Below are 19,004 nucleotides of genomic sequence, written 5' to 3' on the forward strand. Positions count from 1 at the left end.
GCATGCCCACCGAAGAGACCCTCGTCCTCGTCAAGCCCGACGGCGTCGCCCGCGGCCTCACCGGCGCGATCCTCGCCCGCATCGAGGCGAAGGGGTACGCCCTCGTCGACATCCGCCTGGTCGAGCCCGACCGCGAGCGGCTCGAGCGCCACTACGCCGAGCACGAGGGCAAGCCGTTCTACGAGCCGCTGCTGGAGTTCATGATGTCCGGCCCGTCCGTCGCCATCCGCCTGGCCGGCAACCGGGTCATCGAGGGGTTCCGCTCGCTGGCCGGGACGACGGATCCCACCACCGCGGCGCCCGGAACGATCCGCGGCGACCTGGGCCGCGACTGGGGCCTGAAGGTGCAGCAGAACCTCGTGCACGGCTCCGACAGCCCGGAGTCGGCCGCCCGCGAGCTGGACATCTGGTTCGCCTGAGCCGACCGGCGCGGGGGCCATCGTGCGCACGGGCGGTCGCGCCGGTCGACGGCGCGGCCGTCCGTCGCATCAGCCGAAGAGCGTCTGCCAGACGTTGACGATCGCGTTCATCTCGAGCTGCGCCAGCAGCAGGATGATCGCGTAGCTGAGGATCGCGGCCAGCGGCACCCACGCCATCAGCCGGTCGGCGACGCGCCGCACGCCTGCCGACGCCGGGAAGAGTCCCGCCCGCAGCAGGTGGAGGGTGACGGCGTAGAACGTCGGGATCGTCACCGACCACGTCACCATGCACCACGGGCACAGCGTGTGCAGGTCGTAGATGCTCTGGCCGATCAGCCAGATGACGAAGCCGAACGCGAAGGCGATCCCCGCCCAGAAGCACCACCAGAACCAGCGCGCGAACCGGGCCCGCGCGAGGATCGCCATTCCCACGACGATCGGCGCCATCCAGCCGGTGAGTCCGAGGATCGGGTTGGGGAAGCCGAACACGCTGCCCTGCCACGAGTCGAGGTTGGCGCTGCACTGGACCAGCACGGAGAAGTCGCACGACGCGATGGCGTCGGGATTCGCGAGCGCGTGGAGCTTCTCGAGGGTGAGCGAGAACGCCGCCCACCAGCCGATCACGCCGGCGACCACGAGCCAGACGGCGAGACCGGTCGGACGGGCGTGGCTGTGCTGCTCGGGCATGCCTCGGATTATGGCATCCGGCTCTGATCGGTTGCCGCACCCGGCGCCGTGCCAAATGCCCGAGACGGCGCTCCACCGCATCGGCGCGCCGCGAATGGGCAATATGGCGGGGGAAGTGCGATAATGGGGGTCGATCGATCACGGCCGCGCCGTGCCGGTCGCATACAGAAGACTTCAGGGCGACGAATGCCCTTGGCAGCGCGAACCTCCGCCAGAGCGCCGAGATCCGCTGCAGACCGAGTGAGTTCGCGGCACCGCCCCGTCCGGAGGGGCATGGGCGGCGCCGCACGAGATTTCGCCGGGCGACGCGCGGTGCCGCCCCGCTAGGAGTACGCCAGTGATGGCTGATGGAACCGATGCAGAATTCATCCCTGGGACCGATCCGGACGCTCCGCTGACAGCGGCGCCGGTCGACGACGCGACGTCCGCAGCGGCGGGCGCACAGGTCGAGGACCACGGGGTGGCCGACACGGACGGCGCGACGGCGGATGCCGGCGTCGCGACCGACGGCGACGGAGCCGACGGAGAGCCTGCGGCGACCGCCGACACCCCCGCGGGTGAGGCGGCTGAGGCAGCCGCAGCCGAGGGTGAGACGGCCCCCGGGGCCGCCGCCGTCCCGGCGCAGGAGTCGGCGGACGGCGCGAGCGCCGATGCGGACAGCCCCGGTGGTGCGCAGCCCGCGGACGCCGGTGGGCCGTCGCCCACGGAGCCGGTCACGGCGGTGAGCCTCGGCCTGCTGCCGCAGGAGTTCGTCTCGGCGGTCTCGACGCAGCTGCACTTCTACGCGCCCGAGATCGCCGTCCTCCCCGCCCGTCCCGGACGCGAGCGGGAACGGGAGCGGGAGCCCGAGGCCGACGCCTCCGGTTCGGGGTCGTCGCGCCGCCGCAGCCGTCGTCGCGGCGGCGAGGGCAGGGACGAGGCATCCGCGTCCTCCGATCAGCCGCAGCAGCCGCAGCAGCCGCGGCAGCGCGCGGTCGAGCTCATCACCGAGCCGCAGCGCATCAAGGGATCGACGCGGCTGGAGGCCAAGAAGCAGCGGCGCCGCGACGGCCGGGAGGCCGGTCGCCGCCGTGCGGTCGTCACCGAGGCCGAGTTCCTCGCCCGGCGCGAGTCCGTCGACCGCGTCATGATCGTCCGTTCGCGCAACGGCCGCATCCAGATCGCGGTGCTCGAAGACAACGTGCTCGTCGAGCACTACGTCGCCCGCAGTCAGGACGCCTCGCTGATCGGCAACGTCTACCTCGGCCGTGTGCAGAACGTGCTGCCGAGCATGGAGGCGGCGTTCGTCGACATCGGCCGTGGCCGCAACGCCGTGCTGTACTCGGGCGAGGTGGACTGGGATGCCGTCGAGACGGGCAACCAGCCGCGTCGCATCGAGCTCGCCCTCAAGAGCGGCGACCGCGTGCTCGTGCAGGTGACCAAGGACCCGGTCGGGCACAAGGGCGCCCGCCTCACCAGCCAGATCTCCCTGCCGGGCCGCTACCTCGTGTACGTGCCGGGCGGCGCCATGAACGGCATCTCCCGCAAGCTGCCCGACACCGAGCGCGCGCGCCTGAAGAAGATCCTCAAGGAGGTGCTGCCCGAGTCGTCTGGCGTCATCGTCCGCACCGCGGCGGAGGGGGCGACCGAAGAGCAGCTCACCCGCGACGTGCAGCGTCTCACCAACCAGTGGGAGCACATCTCCAAGCAGATCGAGTCCATCCAGGCGCCGGCGCTGCTGCACTCGGAGCCCGACCTGCTGGTCAAGATCGTGCGGGACGTCTTCAACGAGGACTTCTCGAAGATGCTCATCCAGGGCGAAGACGCCCACCACACGATCTCGAAGTACCTCGAGTCTGTCGCACCCGACCTCCTCGAGCGCGTCGAGCGCTTCGAGGGCGAGCACGACCCGTTCGACGAGTTCCGCGTCACCGAGCAGATCGAGAAGGCACTCGACCGCAAGGTGTGGCTGCCCTCGGGCGGCTCGCTGGTCATCGACCGCACCGAGGCCATGACCGTCGTCGACGTCAACACCGGCAAGTTCGTCGGCTCGGGCGGCAACCTCGAAGAGACCGTCACCAAGAACAACCTCGAGGCCGCCGAGGAGATCGTCCGCCAGCTGCGCCTGCGCGACATCGGCGGCATCATCGTCGTCGACTTCATCGACATGGTGCTCGAGTCCAACCGCGACCTCGTGCTGCGGCGGCTCGTCGAGTGCCTGAGCCGCGACCGCACCAAGCACCAGGTCGCCGAGGTGACCTCGCTCGGACTCGTGCAGATGACCCGCAAGAAGCTCGGCCTCGGTCTGCTCGAGACCTTCAGCGAGGCGTGCGAGGTGTGCGCGGGCCGTGGCCTGATCGTGCACCACGACCCCGTGGTCAAGCACCGCGCGCCGGCCGCGGGTGCGTCCTCGTCCGGTCGCCGGGGCCGCGGCGCGTCGCCCGCGCCGACGAACGGCGGCTCGAACGGCACCCATGTCATCACCGAGGGCGTGAAGTCGGCCCTGGCCCAGATCGCCGCCTCGACCATCCACCACCATGACGAGGCACCGGTGGCCGAGGCCGCCCCCGTCGTGGAGCAGCCGCAGGCCGAGCGTCCCAAGAAGCGCAAGAAGCGTCAGGACGCCGGCCAGAAGCGCGAGACGAAGACCGAGAAGGACATGCTCCTCGATTCGGTACTCAACGCCCTCCCCGAGCCCAAGGCTCCTGGTCAGGGGCGCTCGCGTCGGCGCGTGACCACGGCGGCCCTCACCGGCACGCCGGTTCCGCACGCGCCCGCCGAGGACTGAGGTCGCCCGGGGCCCGGCGCACGCCGGGCCCCGGCGGCCACCCCCTGTCGGCGCTTCCCCGCCATCGCTAGTGTGAGCGCCGAGGGGCCGGGGGAGCGGGGGCGCCATGGCGCGCTACATGTTCGTCACGTGGGACGGCGGTGGGAACCGCGTGCCGACGATCGCCGTCGCGCGGGCTCTCGTCGATCGCGGGCACGATGTGCGGGTGCTGGGGCACGACTCGCAGGCCGAAGCCTATCGCGCCGCGCACCTGCGCTTCACGGCGTACCCCAGCGCGCCCGGATTCGTGCTCGATCCCCGTCCGGGCGGCCTGCTGCGGCTGTTCACGGACAGGGGACTGGCCGACGACGCCGTGGCCCAGCTGACCGCGGCTCCGGTCGACATCGTGGTCGTGGACTGCACCCTCGTCGCGGTGCTGGACGTACTCGACCGTATGGATCAGCGCTTCGCCGTGCTCGAGCACACCATGCACGACTTCCTCGTCCCCGGGTTCCGCGCCCTCGAGGCGATCGCCTGGACGCGAGGGATCCGCGTCGCGCGGCCGCGCTCGCATGCGACGCCGATCCTGGTGGCATCCGTCCCCCGCCTGCGTGCGCCCTTCCCGCCTCAGCGGCCGCTGTCGGCGGGGCCGGGGGAGGTCGTGTACGCCGGAGTCATGACGCCGGCGGTGGCGGCGCGCCCCGACGCGTCGACCGTCGTCCTCACCCTCAGCACCTTCCGGTTCCCCGATCTGGTCGCGATGTGGCAGCGGATCCTCGATGCCGCGGACGGGATCGAGGCGCCGGTGGTCGCGACGCTCGGCCGCGCGGTCGCGCCGGGCGAGGTGACTGCGCCGCCGGGTGTGCGGGTTCACGAGTGGATGCCCCATGACGAGCTGTTCCCGGACGCTTCGCTGATCGTCGGGCACGGCGGGCACGGGACGACCCTCGCGGCGCTCGCCCACGGCGTGCCGGTGCTCGTGCTCCCGCTGGACACCACGTCGGATCAGCCCCGCATGGCTCGCGCAGTGACGCTGGCCGGAGTCGGGGAGACCCTTCCGCGGCGGGCCGGCCCGGCGGCCATCCGCGCGACGATCGAGCGGATGCGGCGCGATGCGGCGCTGCACCGCCGTGCGCAGGAGCTCGGGGCGGCGATCAGACAGCTCGACGGACCCCGGCGGGCGGCACAGGTCCTGGAGCTGGCGGTTTCCGGCGGCCGGTGAGGCTCAGCGTCGGTCGCGGGCCTTCACCCGGAGCCCGGATGCGATGAGACGGCGCACCAGCTCGTGTCCGCTCACGTGCTGCGCTCCGGCCGCCACGAGCCTCGCATGCGCCTCTTCCGGGACGTCGTAGTGGTCGAGATCGAAGCCTCGTCGCGGGATGCCGTTGGCCGCGGCGAACGCGTGCAGCTCGCCGAGGTCGGAGTCCGTCACCAGGTGCGCCCACAGTCGCCCGTGCGCCGGCCAGCGCGGATCGTCGATGAGGATCGCCACGTCCGAATCCTACGCACGGATGCCGCGCGCGCCCGCTTTCGCGACCGCATCCGGCATCTGATAAAGTGGACCCTTGGTGCGTCGAGATATCCGCACCGAGTCTTTCATGACGTCCTGAGCGCGTGCGCGTGCTCCCAGAAGAAACAGGTGTGAAGTGGTTTACGCAGTTGTGCGCGCCGGTGGCCGGCAGGAGAAGGTCGAGGTCGGCACGATCGTCGTTCTCGACCGCCAGGCCGCGAAGGTCGGCGACAAGATCGAGCTCCCCGCGGTGCTCTTCGTCGACGGTGACACCGTGACGACCGACGCCGACAAGCTCGCGAAGGTCACCGTGACCGCCGAGGTGCTCGGCGAGGAGCGCGGCCCCAAGATCGTGATCCAGAAGTTCAAGAACAAGACCGGCTATAAGAAGCGCCAGGGCCACCGTCAGGACCTCACGCGCGTCAAGGTCACCGGCATCAAGTAAGCCACAGGAGACGCAGAGATGGCACACAAAAAGGGCGCAAGCTCCACCCGCAACGGTCGTGACTCCAACGCGCAGCGCCTCGGCGTGAAGCGCTTCGGCGGCCAGGCCGTCAACGCCGGCGAGATCCTCGTCCGCCAGCGCGGCACCCACTTCCACCCCGGCGCCAACGTCGGCCGCGGTGGCGACGACACCCTGTTCGCGCTCGCCGCGGGCGCGGTCGAGTTCGGCCACAAGGGCGGCCGCAAGGTCGTCAACGTCGTGGCGGTCGCGGAGTAATCCTCGACAGGCTCACGCACCGCGAAAGTGGCGCAGACTTCGAGAAGGGGCGGGCTTCGGCTCGCCCCTTCCCTTTATCCCTGAGGGGGACCGGATGGTCACGTTCGTCGATCGGGTGACGCTTCACCTGCGCGCAGGCAAGGGCGGCAACGGCTGCGTCTCGGTGCGCCGCGAGAAGTTCAAGCCGCTCGCCGGCCCCGACGGCGGGAACGGCGGGCACGGCGGCGACATCGTGCTCGTCGCCGACCCGCAGGTGACGACGCTGCTGTCGTACCACCACTCTCCGCACCGCAACGCCGGCAACGGCGGGTTCGGCATGGGCGACAACCGCTCCGGTGCCGCCGGAGAGGGCCTCGAGCTCCCCGTGCCCGTCGGGACGGTCGTGCGCGACCCCGACGGCGAGGTCCTGGTCGACATGATCGAGCCCGGCATGCGCTTCATCGTGGCGCCGGGCGGTCAGGGCGGTCTCGGGAACGCGGCGCTGGCCAACCCCAAGCGCAAGGCGCCCGGGTTCGCGCTGCTGGGGGTGCCCGGCTGGGAGGGCGATGTCCTCCTCGAGCTGAAGACCGTCGCCGACGTGGCGCTGGTCGGCTTCCCGTCCGCCGGCAAGTCGAGCCTCATCGCCGCGGTGTCGGCGGCACGGCCGAAGATCGCGGACTACCCGTTCACCACCCTCCATCCCAACCTCGGTGTCGTGCAGGCCGGCGACGTGCGCTTCACCGTGGCCGACGTGCCGGGTCTCATCGAGGGTGCGAGCGAGGGCAAGGGGCTCGGACTGGAGTTCCTCCGCCACGTCGAGCGCTGCACGGCGCTCGTGCACGTCCTCGACTGCGCGACGCTCGAGCCCGGCCGCGACCCCATCACCGACCTCGACGTCATCCTCGCCGAGCTCGGCGCCTACCCGGTCCCGGAGGGTCAGGTCCCGCTTCTGGAGCGACCTCAGCTCATCGCGCTGAACAAGGTCGACGTCCCGGAGGCGAAGGATCTGGCCGACCTCGTGCGACCCGACCTCGAGGCACGCGGCTACCGCGTGTTCGAGATCTCCACCGTCAGTCACGCAGGCCTGCGCCAGCTCACCTTCGCCCTCGGCGACATCGTCGCGGCGCATCGTCTCGAGCAGGCGAAGACACCCGCCCCCGAGCGCATCGTGATCCGGCCGAAGGGCGCGGACCGGGACTTCACCGTGCGGGTGGAGGGCGGCACCTACGGCAACGTGTACCGCATCCTGGGCGACAAGCCGGTGCGCTGGGTGCAGCAGACCGACTTCCAGAACGACGAGGCCGTCGGCTTCCTGGCCGACCGTCTCGACAAGCTCGGCGTCGACGACGCGCTGTACCGCGCGGGAGCCACGCCGGGGGCCACCGTCGTCATCGGCGAGGGCGACGGCATCGTCTTCGACTGGCAGCCGGCGCTGACGTCGGCCGCCGAGGTCATGACGGCCCCGCGCGGCACCGACCCTCGTCTGTACCAGGGCGGCCGGCGCACCAGCTCCGAGCGCCGTGAGCAGTACCACGAGCTCATGGACGCGAAGGCTCAGGCCCGCGCCGACCTCGAGGCCGAGCGCCTCGCCGAGCGCGGGTGGGCCGAGGAGGACGCCGAGTGAGCACCCCCGAGCGCCGCGACCTCCCGGCCGCGCGCCGCGTCGTGGTGAAGGTCGGATCGAGCTCGATCAGCGGTGACAACGCCCACAAGATCGCGCCGCTCGTCGACGCCCTCGCCGCGGCGCACGGGCGCGGGACCGAGGTCGTGCTCGTGTCGTCCGGCGCGATCGCGACGGGCATGCCCTACCTGCTGCTCGACGAGCGGCCCAGCGACCTCGCCACGCAGCAGGCGGCGGCGGCCGTCGGCCAGAACGTGCTGATCTACCGCTACCAGGAGGCGCTGCGACCGTTCCGCATCGTCGCGGGTCAGGTGCTGCTGACCGCGGGTGATCTCGAGAACCCGACGCACCGCTCCAACGCCCGCCGCGCGATGGAGCGCCTGCTCGGCCTCCGCATCCTCCCGATCGTCAACGAGAACGACACCGTCGCGACCCACGAGATCCGCTTCGGCGACAACGACCGCCTCGCCGCGCTCGTCGCACAGCTGATCGGTGCCGACGCACTGGTGCTGCTGAGCGACATCGAGTGCCTCTACACGCGCCCGCCGGACGAGCCGGGCGCAGCGCCCATCCCGCGCGTGGCATACGGCGACGACCTGCACGGCTTCCAGTTCGGGTCGGTCGTGGTCAACAGCGTCGGCACCGGCGGCGCGGCGACCAAGGTGTCCGCTGCACGTCTGGCGGCGGCATCCGGGATCGGAGTGCTCGTCACGAGCGCCGACCTCGTCGCCGAGGCGCTCGCGGGCGCCGAGATCGGCACGTGGTTCCAGCCGAATCCCGAGCCCGCTGCGCCCGCCGCGACCGGACCCGTGCGCACCGCCGCCGATAGACTGGTCCGATGACCACCACCGCCACGACGGCACGCGAACGGATGCTTCTGGCGAAGGACGCCGCCCGCACCGTGGGCCTTCTCGGCGACGATGCCAAGCGCGACGCGCTGCTGGCCATCGCCGATGCGATCGAGGCCGCGGCGCCCCGCATCGTGGCCGCGAACGCGGAGGATCTGCAGCGCGGCGCCGAGACGGGACTCTCCACGGCACTGCAGGACCGGCTGCGGCTGGATGAGCCGCGGGTCGCCGCGCTGGCGGCAGCGGTGCGCGAGATCGCGGCACTGCCCGATCCGGTGGGGCGGGTCCTCGACGAGCGCACCCTCGCCAACGGCGTCTCGCTGACGAAGGTCGCCGTGCCGTTCGGCGTCGTCGGGTCGATCTACGAGGCACGTCCGAACGTCACCGTCGACATCGCCGCTCTCGCCCTGCGGTCGGGCAACGCCGTGGTGCTCCGCGGCGGCACCGCTGCCGAGCGCACCAATGCCGCTCTCGTGAGCGCCATGCGCGGAGCCCTGGCCGATCGCGGCCTCGACCCGGAGGCGATCCAGACGGTCGACGAGTTCGGGCGCGAGGGCGCGCGGGAGCTCATGCATGCCCGGGGGATCGTGGACGTGCTGGTGCCGCGGGGGAGTGCGCAGCTCATCGAGACGGTCGTGACCGAATCGTCGGTCCCGGTGATCGAGACAGGTGCCGGCGTCGTGCACATCGTGCTCGACGAGACCGCGCCGCTGGAGTGGGCCCGCGACATCGTGGTCAACGCCAAGACGCAGCGTCCCAGCGTCTGCAACGCGGTCGAGACCGTGCTCGTCCACCGGGCGGCCGCCGAGCGACTCGTGGGCCCCGTCGTCGAGGCGCTGCAGCAGGGCGGCGTCACCGTGCACGGCGACGAGTCCGTCGCGCGGCTCGCGCCGGGGGTGACACCGGCCACCGACGAAGACTGGGCGACGGAGTACCTGAGCCTCGACCTGGCGATGCGCGTCGTGGATGATCTCGACGATGCGCTCGACCACATCCGGCGCTACTCCACCCATCACACGGAGTCGATCGTGACGCGGGATACCGCGAACGAGGCCCGGTTCCTCGCCGAGGTGGACTCTGCCGTGGTGATGGCGAACACCTCCACCCGGTTCACCGACGGCGGCGAGTTCGGGTTCGGCGCCGAGGTCGGCATCTCGACGCAGAAGCTGCACGCCCGCGGGCCCATGGGCCTGGCCGAGCTCACCAGCTCCAAGTGGCTCGCGCGCGGCGCAGGGCAGGTCCGCGCGTAACGGAATAGACTGGTCCAGTCCTGCGCCCCAGAGGCGAACCCGAACGGAGCCCGAATGACACTCGCCACGATCATCGCCCTCGCCGCCGAAGAGGCCGAGCACCACGGAAACGTCGCTCTCGAGACGGTCTGGTACGGCATCGTCGCGGTCATCGTCTTCGCCGCGCTGGCACTCGTGACGCTGTCGTACCGCAACGTGGCCAACCGTCACTCCCACAAGGCCGAGGCGTACGCCCGCGCCCACGCCGACGACCTCCAGCGAGCGGGGCACGGCCACTGAGGCTGCCCCATGACGGCGACGGCGGCCCCGCGGATCGGGGTCATGGGCGGGACGTTCGACCCGATCCATCACGGTCACCTCGTCGCCGCCAGCGAGGTGGCGCAGTGGTTCGATCTCGATGAGGTCGTCTTCGTCCCCACGGGCGAGCCATGGCACAAGGCCGACGTCTCGCCGTCCGAGCATCGCTATCTGATGACCGTCATCGCGACGGCATCCAATCCCCGCTTCACGGTCAGTCGCGTCGACATCGACCGCGAAGGAACCACGTACACCATCGACACGCTCCGCGATCTGAAGGCCCAGCGCCCCGATGCGGAGCTGTTCTTCATCACCGGTGCCGACGCCATAGCGCAAATTCTCAGTTGGAGAGACCATGATGAACTGTGGGACCTCGCCCACTTCGTCGCGGTGTCCAGGCCCGGACACGTTCTGAACACGGACGGTCTGCCCAGCGACGACGTCAGCCAGCTCGAGATCCCCGCCCTCGCCATCTCATCGACGGACTGCCGCGATCGGGTTCAGCGGGGACACCCCGTGTGGTACCTCGTTCCCGACGGGGTCGTCCAATACATTGCGAAGCACCACCTCTACCGGAGCAAGGAATGAGCACACCCGAGCACCCGGCGACACCAGCCCTCACGCGCAAGCAGATCCGCGAGCTGCGCAACACGGGATCCACCCCCGTGATCACCGGAACCCCGGCATCGGCCGACGAAATCACCGAGACCTCCGAGACCGAGGCGCCTGCCGACGCCGCGCCCGTCGCGCCGCCGGCCGCTGCGCCGTTCCCGCGTCCTGCCGAGCCGGTCGACGTGCCCCCGCCCCCGGTCGCGGACTCCGCGGTGGATCTCGGCGTCTCGCCGTTGACCCGACGGCAGGCCCGTCAGCAGGAGCGCATCCGCACCGCATCCGTCCCCGTCATCACGCCGGAGATCGTCGCGGCGCACGCCGCAGGCGTCCCCGCACCCGCCCCCAGCCTGCCTGCAGCGCCCGTGGCCGCCGCGCCGGACGCCGCGACGCAGGAGTCCGGGCGTCCGCTCTTCACCGCCCCGGACGACGCGTCGCAGATATCCACCGACAGCGGCGTGCATTCGCTGTTCGGCCTCTCGCGCGAGAGCGAGCCGGCGGCTCCCGCAGCCGGCCGCGATCAGGGCGCTTCGGCGTCGGCCAGCGTGGCGCCGGTACTCGCTCCCGAGCGCACCGCCCGGACGGACGAGGACGAGGCCTCCGCCGACGCGTCCTCCGACCCGGACGAGGATGAGTCGCGCGAGGAGGAGCAGCCGAAGTCGGTCGTCAGCCCTCACCTCGGTGCGAGCCTCCTCGACGCCGACCCCGTCGCCGGCACGCCACAGGCCGTGGAGTTCCCGCCGTCGTTCGATCAGCTGCTTTCGCGGACCACGGGGGCGACGGTCATCCCGAACACCCTCATCGTCTCGCAGGCGCCCGAGGTGTCGCCGCTGGTGGCGCCCGTCACCGCGACCGGCGAGGTCATCGTGACCGGAACCTTCAACCTGCCCGAGGGACTGGGCTCGACCGGGCACGCGAAGGGGACCGCGGACGGCAAGGAGATCGACGCGACCCTCATCGACGGCGAGCTGCCGCGCCACTCCTCGCCGACGCCCATCGCCGCCAGCGCCGCGGTCAGCACCTCCAAGATGCCGGGCGAGGTCATCAAGCCGCCGGCACCGGAGAAGGGCGGCAAGCTCATGATGTCGCTGGCGATCACGGCGGGCGTCCTCGCCCTCGCGCTGGTGGGCGTCCTCATCCTCGCGTTCGTGACGGGAGTCTTCTGATGGTCGCGAGTGCGCAGTCGCACGACATGCTCCGGATCGCCGCGGCCGCGGCGGACGCGAAGGGCGGCGAGGATCTCATCGCCCTCGACGTGTCCGAGCCGCTTCCGCTCGTCGACATCTTCCTCCTCGTCACCGGTCGCAGCGAGCGCAACGTCGCGGCCATCGCCGACGAGATCGAGGACAAGCTGCTCGAGGCCGGCTATAAGCGACTGCGCCGCGAGGGACGCCAGGAGTCGCGCTGGGTGCTCATCGACTTCGGCGACCTCGTCGTGCACGTCTTCCACGAGCAGGAGCGCGTCTACTACGGCCTGGAGCGGCTGTGGAAGGACTGCCCGGTGGTGCCGGTGACCCTTCCCGCTCGTGCGGCCGCGGAGGAGTGACGGTGGTTCGGAGCACCCCGAGCGGTGTTGTAAGCTAGACGAGTTGCCCCGCGAGAGCGGGGAACGTCAGGGCCTGTGGCGCAGCTGGTAGCGCACCTGCATGGCATGCAGGGGGTCAGGGGTTCGAGTCCCCTCAGGTCCACCAAACTCCCGGTAAAGCACCGAAACTTCACTCCCTAATCAGGGAGTTTGAATGTTTGGTCGTCGTTTACTGGACACTTCGCCAAGCCGCCGCCGGGCGCCTTCGAGCCTTCTAGAACTATCTGGAAGGTGCGCGGCAACGCCCGCGCACCTTGGCTACATGGACGGCGCGGGCAGCTCAGATGCAGGGCACGGAAACTACGTGTCGCTGGCGGAGCTCGCCGCTCAGCTCAAAGTCACGGTGCAGACGATCTACGATCTGCGGAGCAAGGGTCGCGGCCCCCGCGGTTTCCGTGTCGGCACGCAGCTGAGGTTCCGCGAGAGCGAGATCGATGCCTGGGTCGAGCGCATGGAGCTGGCCGACGAACAGCGTCACGCCGGCGGCGCATCATGAACGGCGGGCGGCCACGCACCCTGATCGGCTCGTACGGAACCATCAGCGTCAGCAGGCGCGGCGCCTCGTACGTCGCTCTCGCGCGCATCCGCGATACCGACGGGCGCCTGCGCAGGGTAACGGGTGCTGCTCGCACCGAATCGGCGGCTCGAGCCCGCTTGAAGGAGCGCCTCCTCGACAGGCCCGGATTCGGGGCCGGCGGCCTGCTCGACCTCAGCAGCTCCTTCGCAGACCTCGCCGACCTGTGGCTCGAGGATCTGGAGCTGCGCGAGCTATCGGACGGGACGAAGAAGAACTATCGCGACGATCTCCGGCTTCGAGTGAGGCCGCAGTTCGAGCACTTCTCGCTCGGTGAGATCACCACGGGTCGGGTTGAGTGGTTTCTGCGCTCCGAGAGGGCCGTGTCGTTCTCGCGAGCGCACCACTCGCGAACGATCCTCAATCAGCTCTTCGGGTTTGCTCTCCGGCACGATGCAATCCCGCGGAATCCGGTGCAGGGGACGAGTCCGTTGCGGCGGCCGAAAGGGGAGCGGCAGGCGCTGAACGTCGAGCAGATCAGTGCAATCCGCGACGCCGCCAGTCGCTGGCGGACCGGGCCCGACGTCAAGGGGCCCAAGCCGGACGGTCAGGTGCGCGACATCCTCGAAGTGCTTCTCGGTACCGCGTTGCGCATCGGCGAATGTCTGGCTCTCCGCATATGCGACGTCGAGGACGGCGCCAGCGGGATGACGATCTCCGTGACGGGTACGGTCGTGCTGCGCACCGGCAGCGGTGCCGTGCGTCAAGACCACCCGAAGACTGAGCACTCCATCCGCCGCCTTGCGGTTCCGGACTTCGCCGCCGCCGTCCTTCGAGCGCGCCTCGCTGCCATCCCGACCTCGGATCCGCAGCGGACGATCTTCGCCAGTCGCGCAGGCAAGCCGCTCAGCCCGTTCAATGTGCGACGGACTTTCCGTGCAATTCTCGAGCTTGCGGATCTCCCGGGGGAGAGAATCACACTTCGCTGGTATCGACGGACTGGCGCAACCGTCATCGCCCGCGGTGCGAGCGCCGATGCTGCCGCGACCTTTCTCGGGCACGGGTCGACCGCGATCACCGAGGGGCACTACATCGAGCCGGATCGCACCGTGGACCGCGTACCGGCAGGAATCCTCGAGCGGACCCTACGCCGCGAGAGCCCCGATACTTCTCTGCTGTCGACCGAAGATGCAACGGCCGACGATCCGGCGCTCAACTTCCTCGACGAGGAAGACATCGAGGCGGCGTAGGGCTTCTCGGCCTATGGGTCTTGTTTGCTCGCACCCCAACTCGCGATCGGTCCGCCATCGGGGCCGTGGTTGCGCAGGAACTCGGTGTGCACCCCCCTCGCGCGCGAGGCGAAGTGATGTTGACCAGCCGATGACTTTGCCTTGGAAGCTGGCGCGGTGACGGACTTCAGTGGCGTTTCACTCGGCGGATCTCGATAGTGCCGTACACACGGTCGTACCCGTCGAGCAAGCCCCACGTTCCGGTTGGGCCTTCCTGCGCTGCGAGCAGGGGGTGCCATCGCCTCGGTTCGGCCATCGGGCTTTCTCCCTCCGGCCGAACACGTATGAGCGTAGAGCGGGACGGCGACATCGCCACGCGGGCAATGGGCGCGGGCGGCGCACCTTCCTGTCATGAGCGATCGTGAGCGCGCTGACGCGGTCTTGGAGCACGTGGCCGTGCTCGCATTCCTGTACTACCCCGGCATCGAGGTGGACGATCCGAGATATCGCCTCGCCGAGGACATCGAGTGGTGTCTCGTGCGGCTCGGTGACGTGCCCGAGGCCGAGCGCAAGCGGATGGGCGCGCTCTTCGCGCGAGCGATCACGGACCCCACAGCGGCGCGCGAGGAGCTTTTCACGGCGCTCGCTGACCTCGACCGCGTGCCCACGGCGGATCACCGTGAGTGACGAGCGCTCGAGCGCCGATGCGCGAGCAGCGCGGCTGGCCGCTCAGCGGAAGGCCTGGAACGACGCGAACCCGACCTACTACGCCGAGTACCGTGATCGGAACCGTGAGGAGATCCGCCGCAAGAACCGCGAGTACATGCGAGATCAGGCTCAGCGCGAGCGCGACGAGAGGGAGCGGCGCCAGAAGGGGATCGACCGCGCGACGGCGTGGGCGAAGGAGCACCCCGAGGAGCGCCAGGAGGCACGCGAGCGGTACAAGCAGAAGCATCCCGAGGCATACAGGCAGGCTCAGCGTGACTACTACTACCGGAATCGTGAGGCGATCGCGGAGCGCCGGCGCTCTCGGGAGGCTGCCAACCCGGGCAAGGCGAACGAGGCTCGTCGGCGCGCGGTCGACCGTGCCCGGGAGGCCGGCCGCAATTCGACCTGGTCGCCCACATCTGATCAACGGGCGACGTACCGTGAGCGCGAGAACGAGGCGAGGCGCATGGCGCGGCGTCGTGCCCGTGCCGGGCTGCCGGAGCGTCAGCTGCACCGCGTGCACGCTCCGGAGCGGCGCCACAACGATGCCGCGGCGGACGCCTTCTTCGCCCAGAAGCGCTCTGGTGAAGACGTCGCCCGAATCCGACTGCAGGACGAGCCGACTCCTCCGGACTTGGTGCACGCTTTGCGGGAGCGCTCCGAGAACCGCCGCGTAGTTCGCGAGATCCTCGCGATCGCCGAGGAGTACTTCGCCGATCATGAACTCGAGCTGCGGGCACGGGTCGCAGAGGTATCCCGAGCGCGCTTCCGGGGCGGGATGCTGCCCCTCGATGTGTACACGGAGCCGCGCCGTCACGCGCTGGGGTTCGCGAGCCGGGGCTATCTCCGTGCCAATGTCGCTTCGCCGACGTCGTCGTTGGCCGTGTTTCGCTGGCTCACGACCGATCTCACCAAGTGGGGACCTGACATCGTGCTCTAAGCGCCCTGCTGTTCGGGCACTAAATGCTTTGGGCGGAGACCTCGGCGAACCCGTGGACGGTTATCCTCTTTGCGGGGAATGTCGTCGGCGCACTGTAGTTGCAACGCACACCGGCCGCGGCAGTCGTGGTCACGTTTGGCATACGCCGCCGGACTATGGCACCGCCGACCGCTCGGTAGGCCGTCGGTATGACGTAACGCGGAGAGACCGAGAGACAACAACATCCACGCCGCCGTACTCGCCGGTTAGCGTGAGAGGGTAGTCGTGGCGATCCGCGCGGTCGGTTCATACCCGGCTGCGTGGCGACCTGGGGGCTCCACGCTCGGTCGACCTGCATGCTCAGGTGTTCGGCTCGCTCTGAGCGGGTCAGTCAGCGCAGCGGGCGCACCCCACGCCGGGCCCGCAGCAATGCCACGTCCTTCCCGCTTCGGCCGTGCTCCAGTCGCTCAAGAACTCGTTTCTGAGTCTCCGGCGACCAGTAGATCTTCAGGTGTGTACGTGCGCGGGTGACCGCGGTGTAGAAGACGCTGTGGGTCACGTCATCACTGTTCGCTTCGGTAATCACGACCTTCACCGACTCATACTCGAGCCCCTGCGCCTTGTGGATCGATACCGCGTACGCCACCTGGAACGGCACGAACGTGTTTAGCTTCTCGTTGTCGCGGTCGGTGCTGCCGCGACGGTGGACGTAGAAGCGCACCGTCGAATCTCCGACGTATTCCAAATCTTCCCCGTCGACGTCCAGCTCGGTGACCGGGCGGTCAAGCCAGATGTCGAAGCGGATGCGTTCCTTGTCGGCGGTGAAGTCGACGATGCGACCTTTCAGGTTGTTGTAGATGAACGGTGCGAACCGGTCGGTGTGCTGGAACAAAACCGGGTCTCCCACCTTGTAGGTGTTCACGCCCCAGACGACAGACTTGCCGGGGTTCGCGCTCTGTCGGAACCGGTTGATGTTGTTGATCCCGTAGAGACCGTCATAGTTGAGACAGAGAATGATCTCGCGCTCGTCGTAGGTCTGAAAGAGAGACTCATCGAGGTCGGCGGAGTAGCCGTGGGCGGCGATGGCCTCTTCAATTCCCTCATCCAGCGCTCGCACTCTCGCCCAGAAGTCCAGCAGCGCCGAACTGTTCGTGCGGTGCGGCTTGGTCAGCTCGAACACCGTTGATTTCGGCATGAATCCGCGGATGATGTTGAACCAGTTGCCGAACTGGATGGAAGCAATCTGGTAGACGTCGCCGACGAGCACCAGCAGCTTGAAGTCGGTCTTGCGCAACACCGCCAACAGGTCGTCGTTACTCACGATGCTGCACTCGTCGATGACGAGCACGTCTACTTGGCTGCGACCCGACCGGTTGATATGGCTCTTGATCGTGCGGAAGTCCGCGTTTGCGGTGGCGGCCCTGCGTTCCAGGTTGGATTTCGCCGAGTGGGTGTGCGCGAGGAACAGCTTCTGCTTGTCGTCGAAGTAGCTCGCGATGTAGCCGACCATGGTGGACTTACCGGTGCCGGCCGCGCCGTACACCAACGCGACCTTCGAGGTGGCGAACAGCGCGGGCAGCGCTTTGCGTTTGACGGAATCGTCGATATCGAGCGTGGTCTCAGCCAACCACCTCGTCATCGCAGACTGGTACCCGCTCACGCCGGACGCGGCGAGCTCCTGAAGATGCTCGACGATGGCGACCGAACTGTCCTCGTAGGTGTGCATGAACACGTGGTCCATGTCCTTCTCGATGACCCGCCCCGCATGATTCGCAGTCGGCGGGAGGGTGTCGTTGTGCGTCTGGACGAGCTCGTCGATATCCCCTAGGTCGGAGAAGTCTCCGACCGGCGTGTACAGCGTCCCGTGTCGTTCGACGTTGTTGCGGATCCGCCGCCCCAGGAACTCGTGCTTGCGTTTGCGTGCGTCGACGCTGGCCATCAGGTCGCGGAAGTGAGGAACGTGACGCACCGGCATCGCACAGAACGGCATCTGGTCGAACGGGCTGACTTTCGGGGACAGGTACAACCGCGACAGGTAGCGGTGAGGGAAGTCGCCCAGCTGATTCTTGATGACTCGGTTGCGCATCTCGAGCATCAGGTAGCGCACGATGTTGTGCCCCGGAAGCTTCCCCTGAACGACCCGGCGTGCCTCATCCAGTGCCGGGAAGATCTGCGGCCGCACGATCTTGTCGGTGACCGACGTGCGTATCTCGGCGTAGCGCGTGTCACTCATCAGTGTCAGGTCAATGAGGTTGAACGACGTGCGGGTGAGGATCTCCATGAGCCGGGTGTACTCGGCACTGCGGGCATCCACGTCGACGGCCTTACCGAAGATCTCCGCGAAGTGCTCCAACTCGCAGGGGCGGATGGACACGTCCCATTGCCGGATGATGAGGATCGGCATGCGCTGCCCGAGGATCTCGATCTCGTCCGGGTAGACGCGCAACTGCGCGGCATACGCGTCGGTCATGGCGATGTCGGTGAACGCGATCACCCGGTCGAACTTGTTGGGCTGATCCGCGATGTTCGAGAACGTCACTTCGTAGAAGATCCGCCCGCCGACGAAGAACGGGCGGACACTGTGCACGTAGTAGCGGGTCCGGTTCCCACGCTCCCCCGGAAGCTCCCGGGCCCAAACCACACGTTCGGCGATCTTCTCGTGGTACTCAGTCAGCGCCGGGTCGGTGTCCAACGGGAACTTCTCCAGGTTGCGGAGAATCCTGGTGCCATCGAGCTCCTTCATCAGCACGCGGGTGCGTAGCAGGAACTCGTAGTACTTCAGCATCAGCCGCTCAGCCGCGTCACCCTCGAACGAGTAGTGCGACATGCCCGCCTGCAGCATCCGGTGAAACCCGTATAGGAAGTTGGTCGACGCGTCGGAGGAGCCTACCCATTCGATCGCGGCATGCGTCTTCTCGAAATGGAACTCGGCTTCGCCACTACCCAGATGCAGGCGCACAGCGACAGCTTCGACCAGGTCGCGCAACTGCTTGATCGTGAGCCGGGACAGCAGATTGCGGTCGTGGGCGAGCGCGTCGATCGCATCAGAGATGGTCTTGGCGGTCGCGCGGATCTGGGAATCGACGCTGGCCATTACCGTACCTCACCATCGCACAGCGCTCAGCGCAGATCACGCCGCCCCATGTGGCGTGTCCCCCGAGACTCACACTCAGCTAAGTTACCGAGCACTCTCACCAAGCGTATCGATTCAGCCTCAACTGTCACGGCGACCCGGCCGGAGGTCTCAGTAGTACCCGTCGTCGATGGACTCGGCGATTACATTCAAATCAGCGGTGGTGAGTCTCGCCGGAGCCCGTTGGGTTGCTCCTGTCGCGCACAGCGCATCGCACCGTGTTCACCGC

The 19,004-nt window shown here is 68.9% G+C and carries 19 protein-coding genes and 1 tRNA gene; 17 read left to right on the plus strand and 3 right to left on the minus strand.

Features of this window, described 5'->3' with window-relative positions:
- Window positions 1-2: 2 nt before the first annotated feature.
- The gene (ndk, locus tag V6R91_RS21860) at window positions 3-419 is read left to right on the plus strand and encodes a nucleoside-diphosphate kinase (RefSeq protein WP_336397017.1); all 417 of its coding nucleotides are present in this window, start codon (window positions 3-5) and stop codon (window positions 417-419) included.
- A gap of 69 nt (window positions 420-488) precedes the next feature.
- Here the strand turns inward: ndk and V6R91_RS21865 are convergent, their stop codons facing one another.
- Window positions 489-1,106 (minus strand): vitamin K epoxide reductase family protein, encoded by a 618-nt coding sequence (locus V6R91_RS21865; RefSeq protein ID WP_336397018.1) that lies wholly within the window; start codon window positions 1,104-1,106, stop codon window positions 489-491.
- A 340-nt stretch (window positions 1,107-1,446) separates the two neighbouring features.
- Between V6R91_RS21865 and V6R91_RS21870 the strand changes: the two genes are divergently transcribed.
- Together V6R91_RS21870 and V6R91_RS21875 are read left to right on the plus strand one after the other, a co-directional pair.
- A complete protein-coding gene (locus V6R91_RS21870; RefSeq protein WP_336397019.1) occupies window positions 1,447-3,873 on the plus strand; it encodes an Rne/Rng family ribonuclease in 2,427 nt (808 codons plus the stop codon).
- Between the two features lie 106 nt (window positions 3,874-3,979).
- Window positions 3,980-5,074 (plus strand): glycosyltransferase, encoded by a 1,095-nt coding sequence (locus tag V6R91_RS21875; RefSeq protein ID WP_336397020.1) that lies wholly within the window; start codon window positions 3,980-3,982, stop codon window positions 5,072-5,074.
- 3 nt (window positions 5,075-5,077) lie between these two features.
- Here the strand turns inward: V6R91_RS21875 and V6R91_RS21880 are convergent, their stop codons facing one another.
- Window positions 5,078-5,344, minus strand: coding sequence for a DUF4031 domain-containing protein (locus V6R91_RS21880; RefSeq protein WP_336397021.1), 267 nt, complete (start codon window positions 5,342-5,344; stop codon window positions 5,078-5,080).
- Window positions 5,345-5,498: 154 nt separating this feature from the next.
- On the opposite strand from V6R91_RS21880, the gene rplU reads away from it, so the two are divergent.
- From rplU to V6R91_RS21950, 14 genes are all read left to right on the plus strand, one after another.
- Window positions 5,499-5,807: a 50S ribosomal protein L21 gene (gene rplU / locus V6R91_RS21885; RefSeq protein WP_109211193.1), complete on the plus strand. Its 309-nt coding sequence runs from the start codon at window positions 5,499-5,501 to the stop codon at window positions 5,805-5,807.
- Between the two features lie 18 nt (window positions 5,808-5,825).
- Window positions 5,826-6,083, plus strand: a complete 258-nt coding sequence (rpmA, locus tag V6R91_RS21890; protein WP_109211194.1) for a 50S ribosomal protein L27 — start codon at window positions 5,826-5,828, stop codon at window positions 6,081-6,083.
- Window positions 6,084-6,177: 94 nt separating this feature from the next.
- Window positions 6,178-7,686 carry a GTPase ObgE gene (gene obgE / locus V6R91_RS21895; RefSeq protein WP_336397022.1) on the plus strand — a complete coding sequence of 503 codons (1,509 nt, stop codon included), beginning with the start codon at window positions 6,178-6,180 and terminating at the stop codon, window positions 7,684-7,686.
- Window positions 7,683-8,525 carry a glutamate 5-kinase gene (proB, locus tag V6R91_RS21900; RefSeq protein WP_336397023.1) on the plus strand — a complete coding sequence of 281 codons (843 nt, stop codon included), beginning with the start codon at window positions 7,683-7,685 and terminating at the stop codon, window positions 8,523-8,525. The genes obgE and proB overlap by 4 nt, the downstream gene beginning before the upstream one ends.
- Complete coding sequence (locus V6R91_RS21905; protein WP_336397024.1) at window positions 8,522-9,781, plus strand: glutamate-5-semialdehyde dehydrogenase; 1,260 nt, start codon at window positions 8,522-8,524, stop codon at window positions 9,779-9,781. Before proB ends, V6R91_RS21905 begins: the two co-directional genes overlap by 4 nt.
- A gap of 54 nt (window positions 9,782-9,835) precedes the next feature.
- Window positions 9,836-10,060: a hypothetical protein gene (locus tag V6R91_RS21910; RefSeq protein ID WP_336397025.1), complete on the plus strand. Its 225-nt coding sequence runs from the start codon at window positions 9,836-9,838 to the stop codon at window positions 10,058-10,060.
- A gap of 9 nt (window positions 10,061-10,069) precedes the next feature.
- Window positions 10,070-10,666: a nicotinate-nucleotide adenylyltransferase gene (nadD, locus tag V6R91_RS21915; RefSeq protein WP_336397026.1), complete on the plus strand. Its 597-nt coding sequence runs from the start codon at window positions 10,070-10,072 to the stop codon at window positions 10,664-10,666.
- A complete protein-coding gene (locus tag V6R91_RS21920) occupies window positions 10,663-11,853 on the plus strand; it encodes a hypothetical protein (RefSeq protein WP_336397027.1) in 1,191 nt (396 codons plus the stop codon). Before nadD ends, V6R91_RS21920 begins: the two co-directional genes overlap by 4 nt.
- Window positions 11,853-12,233, plus strand: a complete 381-nt coding sequence (rsfS, locus tag V6R91_RS21925; protein WP_336397028.1) for a ribosome silencing factor — start codon at window positions 11,853-11,855, stop codon at window positions 12,231-12,233. Before V6R91_RS21920 ends, rsfS begins: the two co-directional genes overlap by 1 nt.
- Before the next feature lie 69 nt (window positions 12,234-12,302).
- Window positions 12,303-12,378: transfer RNA gene (locus V6R91_RS21930), tRNA-Ala, on the plus strand.
- Between the two features lie 156 nt (window positions 12,379-12,534).
- Complete coding sequence (locus tag V6R91_RS21935) at window positions 12,535-12,768, plus strand: helix-turn-helix transcriptional regulator (protein WP_336397029.1); 234 nt, start codon at window positions 12,535-12,537, stop codon at window positions 12,766-12,768.
- Complete coding sequence (locus tag V6R91_RS21940) at window positions 12,765-14,036, plus strand: site-specific integrase (protein ID WP_336397030.1); 1,272 nt, start codon at window positions 12,765-12,767, stop codon at window positions 14,034-14,036. Before V6R91_RS21935 ends, V6R91_RS21940 begins: the two co-directional genes overlap by 4 nt.
- Window positions 14,037-14,426: 390 nt before the next feature.
- Window positions 14,427-14,702: a hypothetical protein gene (locus V6R91_RS21945; protein ID WP_336397031.1), complete on the plus strand. Its 276-nt coding sequence runs from the start codon at window positions 14,427-14,429 to the stop codon at window positions 14,700-14,702.
- Window positions 14,695-15,663 (plus strand): hypothetical protein, encoded by a 969-nt coding sequence (locus V6R91_RS21950; protein ID WP_336397032.1) that lies wholly within the window; start codon window positions 14,695-14,697, stop codon window positions 15,661-15,663. Before V6R91_RS21945 ends, V6R91_RS21950 begins: the two co-directional genes overlap by 8 nt.
- A gap of 370 nt (window positions 15,664-16,033) precedes the next feature.
- Here V6R91_RS21950 and V6R91_RS21955 read toward each other — a convergent pair whose 3' ends face one another.
- On the minus strand, window positions 16,034-18,736 hold the full coding sequence (locus V6R91_RS21955; protein ID WP_336397033.1) for an ATP-dependent DNA helicase: 2,703 nt from the start codon (window positions 18,734-18,736) through the stop codon (window positions 16,034-16,036).
- Between the last annotated feature and the right edge of the window lie 268 nt (window positions 18,737-19,004).

The organism is Microbacterium sp. CCNWLW41 (assembly GCF_037083505.1).

Bases quoted from the DNA above. Each gene is read 5' to 3' on its own strand.
- ndk (WP_336397017.1), top strand. From the start codon at position 3: ATGCCCACCGAAGAGACCCTCGTCCTCGTCAAGCCCGACGGCGTCGCC.
- V6R91_RS21865 (WP_336397018.1), bottom strand. From the start codon at position 1,106: ATGCCCGAGCAGCACAGCCACGCCCGTCCGACCGGTCTCGCCGTCTGG.
- V6R91_RS21870 (WP_336397019.1), top strand. From the start codon at position 1,447: ATGGCTGATGGAACCGATGCAGAATTCATCCCTGGGACCGATCCGGAC.
- V6R91_RS21875 (WP_336397020.1), top strand. From the start codon at position 3,980: ATGGCGCGCTACATGTTCGTCACGTGGGACGGCGGTGGGAACCGCGTG.
- rpmA (WP_109211194.1), top strand. From the start codon at position 5,826: ATGGCACACAAAAAGGGCGCAAGCTCCACCCGCAACGGTCGTGACTCC.
- obgE (WP_336397022.1), top strand. From the start codon at position 6,178: ATGGTCACGTTCGTCGATCGGGTGACGCTTCACCTGCGCGCAGGCAAG.
- V6R91_RS21905 (WP_336397024.1), top strand. From the start codon at position 8,522: ATGACCACCACCGCCACGACGGCACGCGAACGGATGCTTCTGGCGAAG.
- V6R91_RS21910 (WP_336397025.1), top strand. From the start codon at position 9,836: ATGACACTCGCCACGATCATCGCCCTCGCCGCCGAAGAGGCCGAGCAC.
- nadD (WP_336397026.1), top strand. From the start codon at position 10,070: ATGACGGCGACGGCGGCCCCGCGGATCGGGGTCATGGGCGGGACGTTC.
- V6R91_RS21920 (WP_336397027.1), top strand. From the start codon at position 10,663: ATGAGCACACCCGAGCACCCGGCGACACCAGCCCTCACGCGCAAGCAG.
- rsfS (WP_336397028.1), top strand. From the start codon at position 11,853: ATGGTCGCGAGTGCGCAGTCGCACGACATGCTCCGGATCGCCGCGGCC.
- V6R91_RS21935 (WP_336397029.1), top strand. From the start codon at position 12,535: ATGGACGGCGCGGGCAGCTCAGATGCAGGGCACGGAAACTACGTGTCG.
- V6R91_RS21940 (WP_336397030.1), top strand. From the start codon at position 12,765: ATGAACGGCGGGCGGCCACGCACCCTGATCGGCTCGTACGGAACCATC.
- V6R91_RS21945 (WP_336397031.1), top strand. From the start codon at position 14,427: ATGAGCGATCGTGAGCGCGCTGACGCGGTCTTGGAGCACGTGGCCGTG.
- V6R91_RS21955 (WP_336397033.1), bottom strand. From the start codon at position 18,736: ATGGCCAGCGTCGATTCCCAGATCCGCGCGACCGCCAAGACCATCTCT.